Source organism: Pseudoxanthomonas suwonensis 11-1, assembly GCF_000185965.1.
GTDB lineage: Bacteria > Pseudomonadota > Gammaproteobacteria > Xanthomonadales > Xanthomonadaceae > Pseudoxanthomonas > Pseudoxanthomonas suwonensis_A.
The window spans coordinates 1,824,372-1,839,255 of record NC_014924.1; the positions used below are offsets into that span (position 1 = coordinate 1,824,372).

Consider the following 14,884-nt stretch of genomic DNA (forward strand, 5'->3'; position numbering starts at 1 on the left):
GAGCCGGCATGTCAGGCCGCGGCGGGCAGCGCCGCGATCTCGGCCTTGAGCAGCTCGCCCAGGACCTTGATGCCGTGGTCGATCTTCTCCGCCGGCACGGTCACGAACGACAGGCGCAGGCAGTTGCGACGCGGCTCGACCGCATAGAACGGCGCACCCGGCACGAAGGCCACGTTGTGCTCGATCGCCTTGGCCAGCAGCGCGCCGCTGTCGATGCCTTCCGGCAGGTCGACCCAGATGAACATGCCACCTTCCGGACGGTTCCAGCGCGCCTGCTCCGGGAACTCGCGCTCCAGCGCGGCCAGCATGTGCTCGCACTGGGCGCCGTACAGGGCGCGGATCGACGGGATGTGCTTGTCGATGAAGCCGTCCTGCACCGCCTCGTACACGATGCGCTGCGAGAACGACGGGGTGTGCAGGTCGGCGGCCTGCTTGGCCTGGACCATCTTGCCGAGGATCTCCTCCGGCGCGACCACGTAGCCCAGGCGCAGGCCCGGGGCCAACACCTTGGAGAACGAGCCCATGTAGATCACGCCGTCGGGGTTCATCGACAGCAGGCTCGGCAGCGCCTCGCCGCCATAGGACAGCTCGCCGTACGGGTCGTCCTCGACCAGCGGCACGCCGGCCTTGGCGGCCAGCTCGACCAGGGCCTTGCGGCGCTCCAACGGCATGCGCCGGCCGGTCGGGTTCTGGAAGTTCGGCAGGCAGTACAGGAAGCGTGCGCCTTCCAGGTCGGCCGGGCTGATCTGGTCGGTGACGATGCCCTGGGCATCGCTGGGAAGGGAAGCAAACGCCGGGGCGAACAGCGAGAACGCCTGCAGCGCACCCAGGTAGCTCGGGGTTTCGACCAGGACCTTGCTGCCCTCGTCGATCAGGACCTTGCCCAGCAGGTCCAGGCCCTGCTGCGAACCGGTGGTGATCAGCACGCGCGAGGCCGGGATCTTGGCGCCATTGCGGCTCAGGCGCTCGGCGATCCACTCGCGCAGCGGGGTGAAGCCCTCGGTCGGGCCGTACTGCAGCGCCGCGTGCGGGGAATCGCGCAGGACCTTCTCGGTAGCTTCGCGCATGCGCTCGACCGGGAAGGTCGCCGGGGACGGCAGGCCGCCTGCGAAGGAGATGACTTCGGGACGCTCGGTGACCTTGAGGATCTCGCGGATCGCGGAGCTGGTGAGGGCCCGGGCGCGCCCGGACAGCGTGAATTGGGTCGTCATGGCGCCTAGTCTACCGGGATGCACGGGGCACCCCAATGATGCGCCGCAGCGCAGCACGGCCGCCACCGGTTCTTCACGAGGTCCGGTCGCATGCTTCATGGCAGAGGGGTAAGCCACGCAAGCACCAGCAACGAGGAGGCAGGCATGTCGTTCCGCCAGTTCCCCGCCACCGGCAACGATGGCAATTCCTACGTGATCATCGAATTCCACGACGAGAAGCCCGGTCCCGACGGCCGCCCGTCGCTGCGATACGAGTTGCCCGACGGCCAGCGCCTGGTCCGCAGGGACAAGCAGTTCAGCAACGAGGACGGCAGCCTGGTCCTGACCGCGGACTAGGCCCGGTCAGGGCTGCTCCAGCACCCGGCCGAGTCCGGACCGGTCGATCTCCCCTGCCGCCGCCCGCAAGAGTCCCACGTCCGCGTCGGCCTCGAAGCCGATGCGGAAGTGCACCTCGCCCGCCGGGGTGCGCGAGGAATGGATCGAGGACAGGCTGATGCCATGTTCCTCGAATACGTGCAGCAGCGCCCGCAGCGAACCGGGACGGTCCTCGGGCAGGTGCACGCTCAGGCGGCGGGTCTCGGTGAGGTCGGCAAGCAGGTAGCCCACCCGTTCGAAGGTGTAGCTGCCCTCCTCCAGCGTGTCCTCGCTCCACGCCGCGCGGTTGGCAGCCAGGTAGTGCTCGCGGAACTCGGCGCGGGCCGCGTCGTCACCACGCGCCAGCAGGTCCTTGAGCCCCGCGATCTCGTCGGACAGGCGCGACAGCACCTCGACCGCGTGCGGGTTGCCGAACTGGATGTCCTCGTACACCTGCGGGTTGAGCGAGAGGATGCGGGTGGTGACCGCGTGGTCCATCTCGAACCCGATCGAGCGGTAAGGCATCAGCGCCGCCGGTCCACCCAGCTCGCCGGCGAAGCTGCGCAGCACGCCGGCCTGGCCGAGGTGCGCGGCATGCACCATCGCCTGCACCACGGCCATGATCCGGTCGTGGTGTTCCGGCGTGGTGTGCACATACTCGCCCTGCAGCGCCTGCAGCAGCCGGTCCACCCAGCCACGCCAGCGCTCCAGGCGCTCCTCGCAGACCACCACGACGCGGCCACGCAGGGTGGGCGTCTTCAGCGGCGCGGTCATCGGGTGCAGGCCGATGACTTCGGCGCGCGAGGCGAGCATGGCCGCCACCGGCTGCTGCTTGATCGAGGTGATGTCCAGCCACAGCCGGCCTTCCTCGCGGCCGGCCGATCGCTGCACGTATTCGCCGATCAGCGCGGCCGCATTGCGGATCGGCACGCTGAACACCAGCACGTCGGCCTCCGCCAGCAGGCGCTCGGGATCGTCGCTGTGCGGGTCGGCCGGATCATGGCCGAGCACCTGCAGGCCCATGCGCTCGCGGAAGAAGCGCCGCAGCCAGCGGCCGTAGGCACCGGCGCTGCCGACCAGGCCAACGACCGGGTCCCGGGGCACCGCAGCCACGCTCAAAGCGCCACCGCCGGGAAACGGGCCACGCCCTCGTCGGCCAGCGCCGCGGCAGGCGCCGCCTGCACGTCCAGCTCTTCCCAGCCGTTGGCCAGGGTCGATTCCAGGGTGGCGTGCACACCCGCCAGGGCACGCTCGGCGGCGCGCTGCGGCGCTTCGCCGCGCAGCAGGAAGGTAGCCATCAGCGCGGTGAGCACGTCGCCGGTGCCGGCCACGTCCACGTGCAGCCGCGGCGAGCGCAGGCGCCAGGCCTGCTCGCGGCCGACCAGCAGTGTCACCAGGTCGTCGGCCTCGTCCTCGGCCTCGCTTGCGACGCTGTGCGCCAGAACCCATTCGGGCCCGCGCTCCAGCAGCGAGCGCGCCGCCTCAAGGGCATCGGATTCCAGCAGCGCCGGGCGCCCGGCCAGGCGCTCCAGTTCGAAGGCGTTGGGCGTCACCATCCAGGCCAGCGGCAGCAGGCGCTGCACGAACACCGCTTCCAGGCCGGGCTCGACGTAGGCGCCGGTGTGGGTGTCGCCGATCACCGGGTCCAGCAGGTAGCGCGGCGCAGTGCCGGCGGCGTGGTTGCGCTCCAGCCAGTCGGCGAAGGCCTCGCCGTTGGCGACGCTGCCGAAGTAGCCGGAGGCCAGCAGCGGCGCGCGCGCGGTGACGCCGCGCTCGTCCAGCCCCGCCAGCAGGTCGGCCAGCCAGTCGGCCGGCAGCACGTGGCCGCGCAGGGTGTCGTAGAAGGGAGTGTTGCTGAAGAGCGTGGTCGGCACCTCGGCCACGCGCACGCCCAGCATGCGCAGCACCGGGACCGCCGCGCTGTTGCCGGCATAGCCGTAGGCCAGCTGCGACTGCACCGATACCAGGTCCACTGGCGAAGGCCCTTGCGGGCGGTTACGGCGCTCGTGGACCAGGTGGCTTTCCAGTTCGCTCATGCGGTCGGCATTTTCAGGAGGCAGCGCATGCTAGCGCGTGCACCGGGCCAAGGCGCGCAGCGTTTCAGCAGCAACGGAAATATGCTGATTCCTGCACGTTTTCCGCCGGGTCCAACGGAAACGGGCCCGTAAGGCGGGCCCGTCGACGATGGATGCGCGTGAAACCGGCGCCTGACGGCGTCGTTGCCTGGAACCGGCCTCAGGACGAGGTCATGCGTCCCCAGAACGACTTGACGCCATCGAGGAAGGTGGCCGAACGCGGCGAATGCCGACGGCCCTCCTCGCCGCGGAAGGTCGCCTCGAACTTCTCCAGCAGCTCGCGCTGCTCGGCGGTGAGGTTGACCGGGGTCTCGACCACCACCCGGCAGTACAGGTCGCCTGGCGCGCGGCTGCGTACCGAACGCACGCCCTTGCCGCGCAGGCGGAAGGTCTTGCCGGTCTGGGTCTCGGCCGGGATGCGGATCTCCGCCTCGCCGCCGAGGGTCGGCACGTTGACCGTGTCGCCCAGCGCCGCCTGCGAGATCCGGATCGGCACCTCGCAGTGCAGGTCGTCGCCATCGCGGGCAAAGATGTCGTGCTCGCGCACGCGGACCTCGACGTAGAGGTCGCCCGGCGGGGTCCCCGGCGGACCGGCCTCGCCCTCGCCGTTCAGGCGGATGCGGTCGCCGCTGTCCACGCCGGCCGGGATCTTGACCGACAGGACCTTCTCGTCCTCCACCCGGCCCTGGCCATGGCACTTGCGGCAGGGGTTGCGCACCACCTGGCCGCGGCCGCCGCACTCCGGGCAGGCCTGCTGCATGGCGAAGATGCCGCGCTGGAAACGCACCTGGCCATGGCCCTGGCAGGTGGCGCAGGTCTCGACCTTGCCGTCCTCCGAACCGCTGCCGTTGCAGGTGTCGCACTCGGCGAGGGTCGGGATCTCGATCCGCTTCTCGACGCCGGCGACGGCCTCCTCCAGGTCCAGCTCCATGACATAGCCGATGTCCGCGCCGCGCCGCGCGCCGCGGGCCCCGCCGCCACCGAAGATGGTGCCGAAGATGTCGCCGAAGATGTCGTTCATGTCCGGCGCCGGGCCACCGCCACCACCGCCCATGCCGTGCTCGAACGCGGCATGGCCATGGGCGTCGTAGGCGCGGCGCTTGCCGGCATCGGACAGGACCTCGTAGGCCTCCTTGCACTCCTTGAACGCGGCTTCGGCCGCGGCGTCGCCCGGATTGCGGTCCGGGTGGTACTTCATCGCGCAGCGGCGATAAGCCTTCTTCAGCTCCTCGTCGCTGGCGGTGCGTGGCACGCCGAGGACTTCGTAGTAGTCGCGTTTCATTGAGAGGCCGGGATTGGAGTTTCGGGATTGGGGATTCGGGAAGGAACGGGGGCGGGAGCCGCAAAGAGAGGAAGAGCGGTTTGGAGCCCGCTCTTCCAATCACGAATCCCGAATCACGAATCCCGGCTCTTGTCGTCCTTGACCTCGGTGAACTCGGCGTCGACCACGTCGTCCTGGGCGCTGGCGCCCGGGGCCGGGCCACCGGCAGCGCCGGCGTCACCTTGGCCGGCGGCCGCGGCCGCCGCGTACAGCGACTGGCCAGCCTCCTCCAGCGCCTTGGCCTTGGCCTCGATCTGGGCCTTGTCGTCGCCCTTGAGCGCGGTCTCCAGGTCGGCCAACGCCGCCTCGACCTTGCCGATCACGTCGCCCGGCACCTTGCTGCCGTGCTCGGTAATGGCGCTGCGGGTGGCGTGGATCAGGCCGTCGGCCTGGTTGCGGGCCTGGACCAGCTCCTGGAACTTCTTGTCCTCCTCGCGGTGCGCCTCGGCGTCGGCGACCATCCGCTGGATCTCGTCCTCGGACAGGCCCGAGCCGGCCTTGATCTCGACCTTCTGCTCCTTGCCGGTCTTCTTGTCCTTGGCCGATACGTGCAGGATGCCATTGGCGTCGATGTCGAACGAGACCTCGATCTGCGGCATGCCGCGCGGGGCCGGCTCGATGCCGGTCAGGTCGAACTTGGCCAGCGACTTGTTGTAGCGGGCCTGCTCGCGCTCGCCCTGCAGCACGTGCACGGTCACGGCCGACTGGTTGTCGTCGGCGGTGGAGAACACCTGCGAGGCCTTGGTCGGGATCGTGGTGTTCTTCTCGATGATCTTGGTCATCACGCCGCCCAGGGTCTCGATGCCCAGCGACAGCGGGGTCACGTCCAGCAGCAGCACGTCCTTGACGTCGCCGGCCAGCACGCCGCCCTGGATCGCGGCGCCCAGCGCCACGGCCTCGTCCGGGTTGACGTCCTTGCGCGGCTCCTTGCCGAAGAACTCGGCCACGGCCTGCTGCACCTTGGGCATGCGGGTCTGGCCGCCGACCAGGATCACCTCGCCGATGTCGCTGGCGCGCAGGCCGGCGTCCTTCAGCGCGGTGCGGCACGGCTCGATCGAGCGCTTGACCAGGTCGTCCACCAGCGCCTCGAGCTTGGCCCGGGTCAGCTTGATGGCCAGGTGCTTCGGACCGGTGGCGTCGGCGGTGATGTACGGCAGGTTGACCTCGGTCTGCTGCGCGCTGGACAGCTCGATCTTGGCGCGCTCGGCCGCGTCCTTCAGGCGCTGCAGGGCCAACGGGTCCTTGCGCAGGTCGATGCCCTGGTCCTTCTGGAACTCCTCGACCAGGTAGTCGATGACGCGCGCGTCGAAGTCCTCGCCGCCGAGGAAGGTGTCGCCGTTGGTGGCCAGCACCTCGAACTGCTTCTCGCCGTCGATCTCGGCGATCTCGATGATCGACACGTCGAAGGTGCCGCCGCCCAGGTCGTAGACCACGATCTTGCGGTCGCCGCCGGCCTTGTCTAGGCCATAGGCCAGGGCCGCGGCGGTCGGCTCGTTGATGATGCGCTTGACGTCCAGGCCGGCGATGCGGCCGGCGTCCTTGGTCGCCTGGCGCTGGCTGTCGTTGAAGTACGCCGGGACGGTGATGACCGCCTCGGTGACCGTCTCGCCCAGGAAGGCCTCGGCGGTCTTCTTCATCTTCTCCAGCACCTGCGCCGAGATCTCCTGCGGGGCCATCTTGCGGCCCTCGCTGGTCTCGACCCAGGCGTCGCCGTTGTCGTGCTGGCGGATCGCGTACGGCACCAGGCCCAGGTCCTTCTGGACCTCGGCGTCGGTGAACTTGCGGCCGATCAGGCGCTTGACGGCGTAGAAGGTGTTCTTCGGGTTGGTGACGGCCTGGCGCTTGGCCGGCGCACCGACCAGGACCTCGCCGTCCTTGGTGTAGGCCACGACCGACGGGGTGGTGCGATCACCCTCGGCGTTCTCGATCACGCGGGCCTTGCCGCCTTCCATGATCGCGACGCACGAGTTGGTCGTGCCCAGGTCGATGCCGATGATCTTGCTCATTGCTTGGTTGCTCCCTCGAATATGGGTGGCCGGTGCTGCCGTGGCCATTGATCGCTAGATAGGGGTGGGCCGGCGCCATTCAAGTAGGCGCATTCAGCCAATCGTTCAGTCGTGGCGGGCGACCACCACCAGCGCCGGACGCAGCAGGCGCTCGTTGAGCAGGTAGCCCTTCTGGAACACCTGCAGCACCGTGCCCGGGGCGGCCTCGCCCGGATCGGCCTGGCTGATGGCCTGGTGGTGTTCCGGGTTGAACGCCTGGCCGGCCGGATCGACCACGACCAGGCCGTTGTCGGTGGCGACCTTCAGCAGCTGGCGCTTGGTCAGCTCCAGGCCCTCGCGCAGCGGGTTGCCCTCCTCGGTCCCGGCGGCGGCCAGGCCGGCGTCCAGGCTGTCGAGCACCGGCAGCAGCTCGCCCAGCAGCTTCTCGTTGGCGAAACGGCGGGCCTGCTCGATGTCGCGGGCAACGCGCTTGCGCTGGTTCTCGAGGTCGGCGCGCTCGCGCAGCGAGTCCATGCGCAGCTGCTCGATCTCGCCCCGCAGGGCCTCGATCTCCCCGCGCAGCTGGGCCTCGAGGCCCTCGGCATCCTGCGACTGGGGGGACTGGGTGTCGTGTTCGGTCATTGCAAATCGGCTCCGTGGCGGCGCTCCCGGCCGCCCATCCCCGCCCCAATGGGGGCCGCCCGGGACCGATTCAAGGCTGCGAGGCGCTTCCCGGGCCCTGGAGGGCGGCACCCAGTGCGTCGGCGGCCGCCTGGACCACCGGGATGACCCGGTCGTAGGCCATGCGGGTCGGGCCGATCACGCCCAGCACGCCCAGCACCTGGCCGCCGCTGCCGTACGGGGCGGTGACCAGCGAGACCCCGTCCAGCGGGGCCAGGCCGGTCTCCTCGCCGATGAAGATGCGCACCCCGGGGGCACGCTGGGTCCGCTCCAGCAGCTGCAGGATCTCGCGCTTGCGGGCGAAGGCCTCGAACAGCTCGCGCAGCCGCTCCAGGTCCGACAGGTCCTGCAGGCCCATCAGCCGGGTCTGGCCGGCCAGCACCATGTCGTCGCCCGGTGGCTCCAGTGCCTGCTCGGCCAGCTCGACCGAATGCTCCAGCAGGTGCTCCATCTCGTCCCGGGCCTGGCGCAGTTCGTGGACCAGGGTGGCGCGGATATGCGCCAGCGGCCGACCAGCGAAGTGGGTATTGAGGTAGTTGGCCACCCGCTCCAGCTCGTCGGTGCCGAAGGTGCGCTGCGGCTCGACCACCCGGTTCTGCACCTCGCCGTCGGCGAACACGACGATGGCCAGCACACGGCGCCCGTCCAGCGGCACGAAGTCGATCTGGCGGAAGGCGAACTGGCTGCGCCGCGGCGCGCTGACCACGCCGACGAAATGGGTCATGGCCGACAGCAGCTCGGAGGCGTTGCCCAGCAGGGCCTGGGTCCCTGCCCCGGCGGTCAGTTCGGCGCGCAGCCGGGCCAGCTCGTGGTCGCCCAGCGAGCGCACCTGCAGCAGGCTGTCGACGAACACCCGGTAGCCCTGCGCGGTCGGGATCCGCCCGGCGGAGGTATGCGGCGAGCTGAGCAGGCCGATCTCCTCCAGCTCGGAAAGGATGTTGCGGATCGTGGCCGGGCTGACGTCCAGGCCGGAGTGCCGGGCCAGGGTCTGCGAGCCGACCGGCTCGCCGTCGCGGATGTAGCGTCCGATCAGGGTACGCAGCAGCTGGCGCGAGCGTGGGTCGAGCTGGACCGGGTGGGGCTGGAGCGGGGTTGCCATGGTCCATAGATAGCGCCTGCCGCGGCAGGGCCGCAAGCAGGACGTGGCGGCGCAGTCTCAACCTGCGCGACCGGCGCCGGCGAGCATCGCGCCGGTAACGGCCACCCCTACAATGTGCCCATGCTGACCCATCTCGCCCTGAAGGATTTCGCCGTCGTCCGCGCCACGGAACTGGAGTTCGGACCCGGCATGACCGTGATCTCCGGCGAAACCGGCGCCGGCAAGTCGCTGCTGGTGGACGCCCTCGGCTTCCTGTCCGGACTGCGCGCCGACAGCGGCGTGGTCCGCCACGGCAGCGAGCGCGCCGAGCTGGCCGCTGGCTTCGACCTGTCCGGCAACGCCCTCGCGCGCCAGTGGCTGCGCGAGCAGGAACTGGACGAGGACGACGAGCAGTGCCAGCTGCGCCGGGTGATCCGCGCCGATGGCGGCTCCCGGGCCTGGATCAACGGCCGCCCGGTGACCCTGGCCCAGCTGGGCGAACTGGCCGGGCTCCTGGTGGAGATCCACGGCCAGCACGAGCACCAGTCCCTGCTCGCCCGCGCCAGCCAGCTGGCGCTGCTGGACGCCCACGCCCGCAACGACGCCGAACGCGCCGCCGTGCGCGAGGCGGCCGCGGACTGGCAGTCCCTGCTGGACGAGCGCGAGGCCCTGCAGTCGCGCGGCGACGTCGGCGATCGCATCGGCTGGCTGGAACACCAGCTGGCCGAGCTGGAGCGCGAGGACCTGGACCCGGCGGCGCTGGAAGCCCTGGACCTGGCCCATCGCCGCCAGGCCAATGCCGCCGGGCTGATCGCAGCCTGCGAGGAGGCCCTGGCCCGGATCGACGGCGACGAAGGCCCGTCGCTGGCCAGCCTGCTGCAGCAGGCCCGCGGCGGCCTGTCCCGGTTCGCCGGCGACGAGCCGCGCCTAGGCGAGGTCGACACCCTGCTGGAAGGCGCCTCGGTCCAGCTGCAGGAGGCCCTTGCCCTGCTCGGCCGGGTCCGCGACGACCTGGACCTGGACCCGGACCGCTTCGAGGAGCTGGAGCGCAGGCTCACCCGCATCCACGACCTGTCGCGCAAGCATCGCCTGCCGGTGGCCGAACTGGCCGCCCACCGCGACGCCGTGGCCGCCGAGCTGGAGTTGCTGCGCGGCGCCGGCGACCGCCTGCTGCAGCTGGATGCCGAGATCGCCCGCGCCAGCGCCCGCTGGAGCGAGGCCGCCGCTGCGCTCACCGCTACCCGCGGCGCGGCCGGCGAGGCGCTGGCGACCGCCACCACCGCCCTGATCGACGAGCTGGGCATGGGCGGCGGACGCTTCCTGGTCGAGCTGGAGCCTGCGCCCGCCGCCGGCACCCGCCCGGACCCGAACGGCGCCGAGCGGGTTGAGTTTCTGGTCGCGGCCAACGCCGGCCAGCCGCCGCGCCCGCTGCGCAAGGTCGCTTCCGGCGGCGAGCTGTCGCGCATCTCGCTGGCGATCGAGGTCGCCGCGCTGGGTTCGGACGCGGTGCCGACGATGGTGTTCGACGAGGTCGATTCGGGCATCGGCGGCGCCGTGGCCGAGATCGTCGGGCGCAAGCTGCGCGCCCTGGGCCGTTCGCGCCAGGTGCTGTGCGTGACCCACCAGCCGCAGGTCGCGGCCCAGGGCCATGCCCACTACAGGGTCAGCAAGGCGCCAGTGGAAGGCATCACCCGCAGTTCGGTCGAGCGCCTGGACGGCGAAGGCCGGCTGGCCGAGGTGGCGCGCATGCTCGGCGGCGTCGAGGTCGGCCCGGAAGCCCACGCCGCCGCCCGCCGGCTGCTGGAGGAAGCGGTGGCCGCCGATGCGGCAGAGTCCGCGCCCAGGCGTGGCGGCTCGCGCCAGCGCGCCGCGGCAGCCCGCTGAGGCGCCCACCCCTTGCTGCAACGAAAACGGCGCCCCTGGGGCGCCGTTGCTTCATCGGCCGAGGCGACCTTCAGCGCCGCGGGCGGCGCACGTAAAGGACCAGCGAGTGGTCCTCCAGCTCGTAGCCGTGCTGGGCGGCGATCTCGCGCTGCAGTTTCTCGATCTCGGCGCTCTCGAACTCGATGATCTTGCCGGTGTCCAGGTCGACCATGTGGTCGTGGTGGTCGCCGCGGTCCAGCTCGTAGATGGCCTGGCCGCCCTCGAAGTTGTGCTTGATCACCAGCCCGGCCGCCTCGAACTGGGTCAGCACGCGGTACACGGTGGCCAGGCCGATCTCGTCGCCCTGCTCCAGCAGGCGGCGGTAGATCGCCTCGGCGGTCAGGTGGTGCTGGGGCTGTTTCTCCTCCAACAACTCGAGGATGCGTACCCGCGGGTGGGTCACCTTCAGGCCCACGCGACGAAGTTCGTTGGATTCCATGCCCTAGCTCCATTCACTGCCGGTTTACCGCCGCCGCCCCGCAGGGAGGCCGCTCGACGCGCCGGGAGTGTATCATCGGGACCACTTTCACCCCCGCGTACACGCAATGCCAAGCCTGTCCCGCCTGCTGCTGATCGCCCCCGTCTCGCTGGCCCTCGCCGGTTGCGGCATCCTCTACAAGCAGCCGATCTACCAGGGCAACCTGATGGAAAAGGACGCGGTGGACCAGCTGCGTCCGGGCCTGAGCAAGCAGCAGGTCGCCGGCCTGCTCGGCACGCCGTCCCTGGCCGATCCGTTCCACGCCCAGCGCTGGGACTACGCCGCCAGCGAGCGCACCGACCGCGCCGGCAACGTGGAAGCCAAGACCCTGACCCTGCACTTCGAGAACGACACACTCGTGCGCTGGGAAGGCGACTACTTCCCCGAGCAGGACCTGGAGCTGGCCCGCAAGTCGCTGCGCCAGTTCGGCCCGAACATCGCCAAGGACAAGGACAAGCGCCGCCGCTGAGTTTCAGCGGCCGCCGCGCTGCGCGCCCGCACGCCGCCGGCGCGCTTCCTTGGGGTCGACCAGCAGCGGCCTCAGCAGCTCCACCCGATCCCCCTCGTGCAGCCGCGTCTCCGGCTGCGCCGCCACGCCAAACACTGCGTAGCCGGCCACCTCGTCCTTGCCTTCAAGATCGGCCGCGCGCACCGCGTCGGCCACGGTCGCCCCATCCCCGAGTTCCAGCCAGCACTGCGCGAAGCGGTGCGGCCAGGCGATGACGACCTCTACCCGCATCCCTCAGGCCTCGCGGTCGGCCACGCGCACGAAGTCGTCGACCATGCGGTCGGCCAACCCCTGGAAGCCGAGGGTGAACACCGGCCCGAGCAGGCGCGAGGCCGGCTCGAACTCCAGGGTCAGGCTGACCTTGCACGAGGATTCGTCCAGGGCATGGAAGATCCACACGCCGTGCAGCTTGCGGAACGGGCCATCGCGCAGCTGCATGTCGATGCGGCCGGGGCGCTCCAGGCGGTTCTCGGTGGTGAACCAGGTGCGCAGCGAACCCAGGCCCAGGTCCAGGCGCGCGACCATGCGGTCCTCTTCCTGCTCCAGGATCCGGGCCTGCTCGCACCATGAGAAACGCCGCGGGTAGGCGGCCACGTCGTTGACCAGGTCGAACATGCGGGTCGCCGGATGGCCGACCAGGGCACTGCGGGTGATGCTTGGCATTTAACCTAGGGCGTCTGCGGCCGCCCGATTTGGGCGACAATGGAGGGATGAGCAAGAAACCGCCCAATGATAAGGCAAAGGCCAAATCCAAGGCCGAGCCAGCCACCCGCACCATCGCCCTGAACAAGCGCGCGAAGTTCGAGTACCACCTGGTCGAGCGTTTCGAGGCCGGCCTGGCGCTGCAGGGCTGGGAGGTCAAGGCGATCCGCGCCGGCCGCGCCAACCTGACCGACGGCTACGCCTATGTCCAGGACGGCGAGATCTACCTGATCGGCGCCCAGGTCACGCCGCTGATCCAGGCCTCCACCCACGTGGTGGCCAACGACCGCCGCACCCGCAAGCTGCTGCTGCACCGGCACGAGATCGACAAGCTGATCGGCGGCGTCCAGCGCGACGGCTACACCATCGTGCCCACCGCGATGTACTGGAAGGGCAACAAGGTCAAGCTGGAGATCGCCCTGGCCAAGGGCAAGCAGGAGCACGACAAGCGCGATACCGCGAAGGAACGCGACTGGCAGCGCGAGAAGCAGCGGGTCATGCGCCGGCACAACAAGGACGCCTGAGCGCGCCGAGCAGGCAAGAAAAAAAGCCCGGGTTTCCCCGGGCTTTTCGCTTTTGGTGGAGGTGGGCGGAGTTGAACCGCCGTCCGAAGGTACTCGGTCTCCGGCACTACATGCTTAGCTCACCGTTGGTTCTCGTCCCTCGGCAGCACGGCGTGCTAAGCGCACCTCGGGACATGCCTGTTGAGTCTTGACCGCTGGCTGACAGGTAACCACCAGCGGAGCATCCCGTGATAATGACCCTACATCCACGAGCACAGGCACAAGTGGGTTCGGGGCTACGCCTTAAGCGGCGAGAGCGTAGTTGTCGTCGTTGGCAACTATGAGTTTTGCCGCTGGATTAACGAGGAAAGCTGCCCCCTCGGCATGCGCCAGTCGACTTCGCATCCCCCGTCGAAACCAGGACACCCCCGGAAACTTCGGGCGAAGTTGCATCGCCAGACGGTGACCAGTGTAGGGACGGCCACCTGCCCGCACAAGGCGCACGGCTTTCCAGGCACGGATACGGTTCATGCACCGGGTTTCACCCGGCGCCCCGCCCCGCCCTAGCCTGTGCCCCATGCCCCGCAAGGACGATCCCGAGCGCGTAGAGCAGGCGCCGCGGCTGGCCAGGCCAGTGGACGAGGTGCCGCAAGGCAGCCTGTCGGCCCTGCGCCGGGAGGCGGCCGGTTGCCGGCGATGCCCGCTGTGGCGACCCGCCACCCAGACCGTGTTCGGCGCCGGCCCGGCACGCGCGCAGGTCCTGCTGGTCGGCGAGCAGCCCGGCGACCGCGAGGACCTGGAAGGCAAACCCTTCGTCGGCCCCGCCGGACAGCTGCTGCGCAAGGCGCTGGTCGAGGCCGGCCTGGCTCCGCAATCGCTTTACCTGACCAACACCGTCAAGCACTTCAAGTTCCAGCCACGCGGCAAGCGCCGCCTGCACCAGCGCGCCAACGCCGCCGAGCAGGCGGCCTGCCGGCCCTGGCTGGCTGCCGAGCTGGACCGGATCAACCCGGATATCGTCGTCGCGCTGGGTGCGATGGCGGCGCAGACGCTGTTCGGACCGGGTTTCCGCCTCACCCACCAGCGCGGCCAGTGGCAACGCCTCGGCCCGCATACGCAGGCACTGGCCACCTGGCATCCGTCCGCCATCCTGCGCATGCGGTCGCCGGAGCGCGAAGCCGCTTACGCGCAGCTGCTGGCCGACCTTCGCCGCCTGCACGACCCGCCCGCGGGCTAACCGGCTGCAGTGATTGCATCGCCCGCGCGGCGCCCTCGCCCGCTGTTCACGGCCGCGGCGCTGCAATGGTCCGGGTTTCCACACCGGAGTACGCCCCATGGCCCGATGCGACCTGTGCGGCAACGACTACGACAAGGCCTTCAAGGTCACCCTGGCCGACGGCAGCGGCGGCACCTACGACTCGTTCGAATGCGCGATCCAGGCGCTGGCGCCGACCTGCGAGCACTGCGGCTGCCGGATCATCGGCCACGGCGCCGAGAGCGACGGCCGCTTCTTCTGCTGCGCGCACTGCGCCACCCACGCCGGGGTCGAGGGCATCGACGACCGGGCCTGATGCCCGCCCTACTTCGGCGGGTCCTCCGGCGCAACCAGGTTGCGCCGTTCGAACCAGCGCAGCAAGGTCAGCACCGCGAGGGTCAGCATGGCGATGGCGAAGCCCAGCGCCAGGTAGCCGAAGCCCACGGTGATGCCGATCGCCGCCACCGTCAGCAGGGACGCGGCCGTGGTGATGCCCTGCACCCCGTCGCCCTTGCGGCTGGCGAAGATGGTGCCGGCGCCGATGAAGGAAACGCCGGCCACCACCGCCTCGACCAGGCGCAGCGGATCGATGCGCAGGCCGGTGCCGGCGTAGTGGTCGTCCTCCAGCACCATCCGGCTCAGTCCCAGCAGCAGGGCCGAGGTGCCCGCAACCAGCATGTGGGTACGGAAGCCGGCCGGTCGGTCCTTCAGTTCACGCTCGTAGCCGATGGCCCCGCCGAGGGCCATCGCATAGACCACGGCCGGCAGCACGCGAAGTTGTTCCATCCATTCCATGCGCGCACCTTCCCC

17 protein-coding genes and 1 other RNA gene are annotated in these 14,884 nt (G+C 70.2%); 6 read left to right on the forward strand and 12 right to left on the reverse strand.

Translation table 11 applies throughout. From position 1 onward, the window contains the following. Positions 1–11: 11 nt before the first annotated feature. Positions 12–1,211 carry a PLP-dependent aminotransferase family protein gene (locus PSESU_RS08285; protein ID WP_013535320.1) on the reverse strand — a complete coding sequence of 400 codons (1,200 nt, stop codon included), beginning with the start codon at positions 1,209–1,211 and terminating at the stop codon, positions 12–14. 144 nt (positions 1,212–1,355) lie between these two features. Between PSESU_RS08285 and PSESU_RS08290 the strand changes: the two genes are divergently transcribed. Next, positions 1,356–1,547 carry a hypothetical protein gene (locus tag PSESU_RS08290; RefSeq protein ID WP_013535321.1) on the forward strand — a complete coding sequence of 64 codons (192 nt, stop codon included), beginning with the start codon at positions 1,356–1,358 and terminating at the stop codon, positions 1,545–1,547. 6 nt (positions 1,548–1,553) lie between these two features. On the opposite strand, the gene PSESU_RS08295 is transcribed toward PSESU_RS08290, so the two are convergent. From PSESU_RS08295 to hrcA, 6 genes are all read right to left on the reverse strand, one after another. Next, positions 1,554–2,669 (reverse strand): prephenate dehydrogenase, encoded by a 1,116-nt coding sequence (locus PSESU_RS08295; protein ID WP_013535322.1) that lies wholly within the window; start codon positions 2,667–2,669, stop codon positions 1,554–1,556. Positions 2,670–2,680: 11 nt separating this feature from the next. Further along, positions 2,681–3,601, reverse strand: a complete 921-nt coding sequence (gene pdxY / locus PSESU_RS08300) for a pyridoxal kinase (RefSeq protein WP_013535323.1) — start codon at positions 3,599–3,601, stop codon at positions 2,681–2,683. Positions 3,602–3,800: 199 nt separating this feature from the next. Continuing rightward, the gene (gene dnaJ / locus PSESU_RS08305; RefSeq protein ID WP_013535324.1) at positions 3,801–4,922 is read right to left on the reverse strand and encodes a molecular chaperone DnaJ; all 1,122 of its coding nucleotides are present in this window, start codon (positions 4,920–4,922) and stop codon (positions 3,801–3,803) included. A gap of 113 nt (positions 4,923–5,035) precedes the next feature. After that, positions 5,036–6,967, reverse strand: a complete 1,932-nt coding sequence (gene dnaK, locus PSESU_RS08310; protein WP_013535325.1) for a molecular chaperone DnaK — start codon at positions 6,965–6,967, stop codon at positions 5,036–5,038. Positions 6,968–7,072: 105 nt separating this feature from the next. After that, positions 7,073–7,588 (reverse strand): nucleotide exchange factor GrpE, encoded by a 516-nt coding sequence (gene grpE / locus PSESU_RS08315; RefSeq protein ID WP_013535326.1) that lies wholly within the window; start codon positions 7,586–7,588, stop codon positions 7,073–7,075. Between the two features lie 70 nt (positions 7,589–7,658). After that, positions 7,659–8,726 (reverse strand): heat-inducible transcriptional repressor HrcA, encoded by a 1,068-nt coding sequence (gene hrcA / locus PSESU_RS08320; RefSeq protein WP_013535327.1) that lies wholly within the window; start codon positions 8,724–8,726, stop codon positions 7,659–7,661. A 120-nt stretch (positions 8,727–8,846) separates the two neighbouring features. On the opposite strand from hrcA, the gene recN reads away from it, so the two are divergent. Then, positions 8,847–10,589 (forward strand): DNA repair protein RecN, encoded by a 1,743-nt coding sequence (recN, locus tag PSESU_RS08325; RefSeq protein WP_013535328.1) that lies wholly within the window; start codon positions 8,847–8,849, stop codon positions 10,587–10,589. 70 nt (positions 10,590–10,659) lie between these two features. Here recN and fur read toward each other — a convergent pair whose 3' ends face one another. After that, complete coding sequence (gene fur, locus PSESU_RS08330; RefSeq protein ID WP_013535329.1) at positions 10,660–11,067, reverse strand: ferric iron uptake transcriptional regulator; 408 nt, start codon at positions 11,065–11,067, stop codon at positions 10,660–10,662. Positions 11,068–11,182: 115 nt separating this feature from the next. On the opposite strand from fur, the gene PSESU_RS08335 reads away from it, so the two are divergent. Continuing rightward, positions 11,183–11,575 (forward strand): outer membrane protein assembly factor BamE, encoded by a 393-nt coding sequence (locus PSESU_RS08335; protein WP_203415194.1) that lies wholly within the window; start codon positions 11,183–11,185, stop codon positions 11,573–11,575. A gap of 3 nt (positions 11,576–11,578) precedes the next feature. Here PSESU_RS08335 and PSESU_RS08340 read toward each other — a convergent pair whose 3' ends face one another. Together PSESU_RS08340 and PSESU_RS08345 are read right to left on the reverse strand one after the other, a co-directional pair. Further along, a complete protein-coding gene (locus PSESU_RS08340; protein WP_013535331.1) occupies positions 11,579–11,845 on the reverse strand; it encodes an RnfH family protein in 267 nt (88 codons plus the stop codon). A gap of 3 nt (positions 11,846–11,848) precedes the next feature. Continuing rightward, positions 11,849–12,277 (reverse strand): type II toxin-antitoxin system RatA family toxin, encoded by a 429-nt coding sequence (locus tag PSESU_RS08345; protein WP_013535332.1) that lies wholly within the window; start codon positions 12,275–12,277, stop codon positions 11,849–11,851. Between the two features lie 47 nt (positions 12,278–12,324). On the opposite strand from PSESU_RS08345, the gene smpB reads away from it, so the two are divergent. Further along, positions 12,325–12,840 (forward strand): SsrA-binding protein SmpB, encoded by a 516-nt coding sequence (smpB, locus tag PSESU_RS08350; RefSeq protein ID WP_013535333.1) that lies wholly within the window; start codon positions 12,325–12,327, stop codon positions 12,838–12,840. 53 nt (positions 12,841–12,893) lie between these two features. Here the strand turns inward: smpB and ssrA are convergent. Further along, positions 12,894–13,249: a transfer-messenger RNA gene (gene ssrA / locus PSESU_RS15925) on the reverse strand. A gap of 147 nt (positions 13,250–13,396) precedes the next feature. Between ssrA and PSESU_RS08355 the strand changes: the two genes are divergently transcribed. Together PSESU_RS08355 and PSESU_RS08360 are read left to right on the forward strand one after the other, a co-directional pair. Further along, a complete protein-coding gene (locus PSESU_RS08355) occupies positions 13,397–14,056 on the forward strand; it encodes a UdgX family uracil-DNA binding protein (RefSeq protein WP_013535334.1) in 660 nt (219 codons plus the stop codon). Positions 14,057–14,153: 97 nt separating this feature from the next. After that, positions 14,154–14,390 (forward strand): hypothetical protein, encoded by a 237-nt coding sequence (locus tag PSESU_RS08360; protein WP_013535335.1) that lies wholly within the window; start codon positions 14,154–14,156, stop codon positions 14,388–14,390. 8 nt (positions 14,391–14,398) lie between these two features. Here PSESU_RS08360 and PSESU_RS08365 read toward each other — a convergent pair whose 3' ends face one another. Beyond that, positions 14,399–14,869 (reverse strand): MgtC/SapB family protein, encoded by a 471-nt coding sequence (locus tag PSESU_RS08365; protein WP_013535336.1) that lies wholly within the window; start codon positions 14,867–14,869, stop codon positions 14,399–14,401. Positions 14,870–14,884 lie beyond the last annotated feature (15 nt).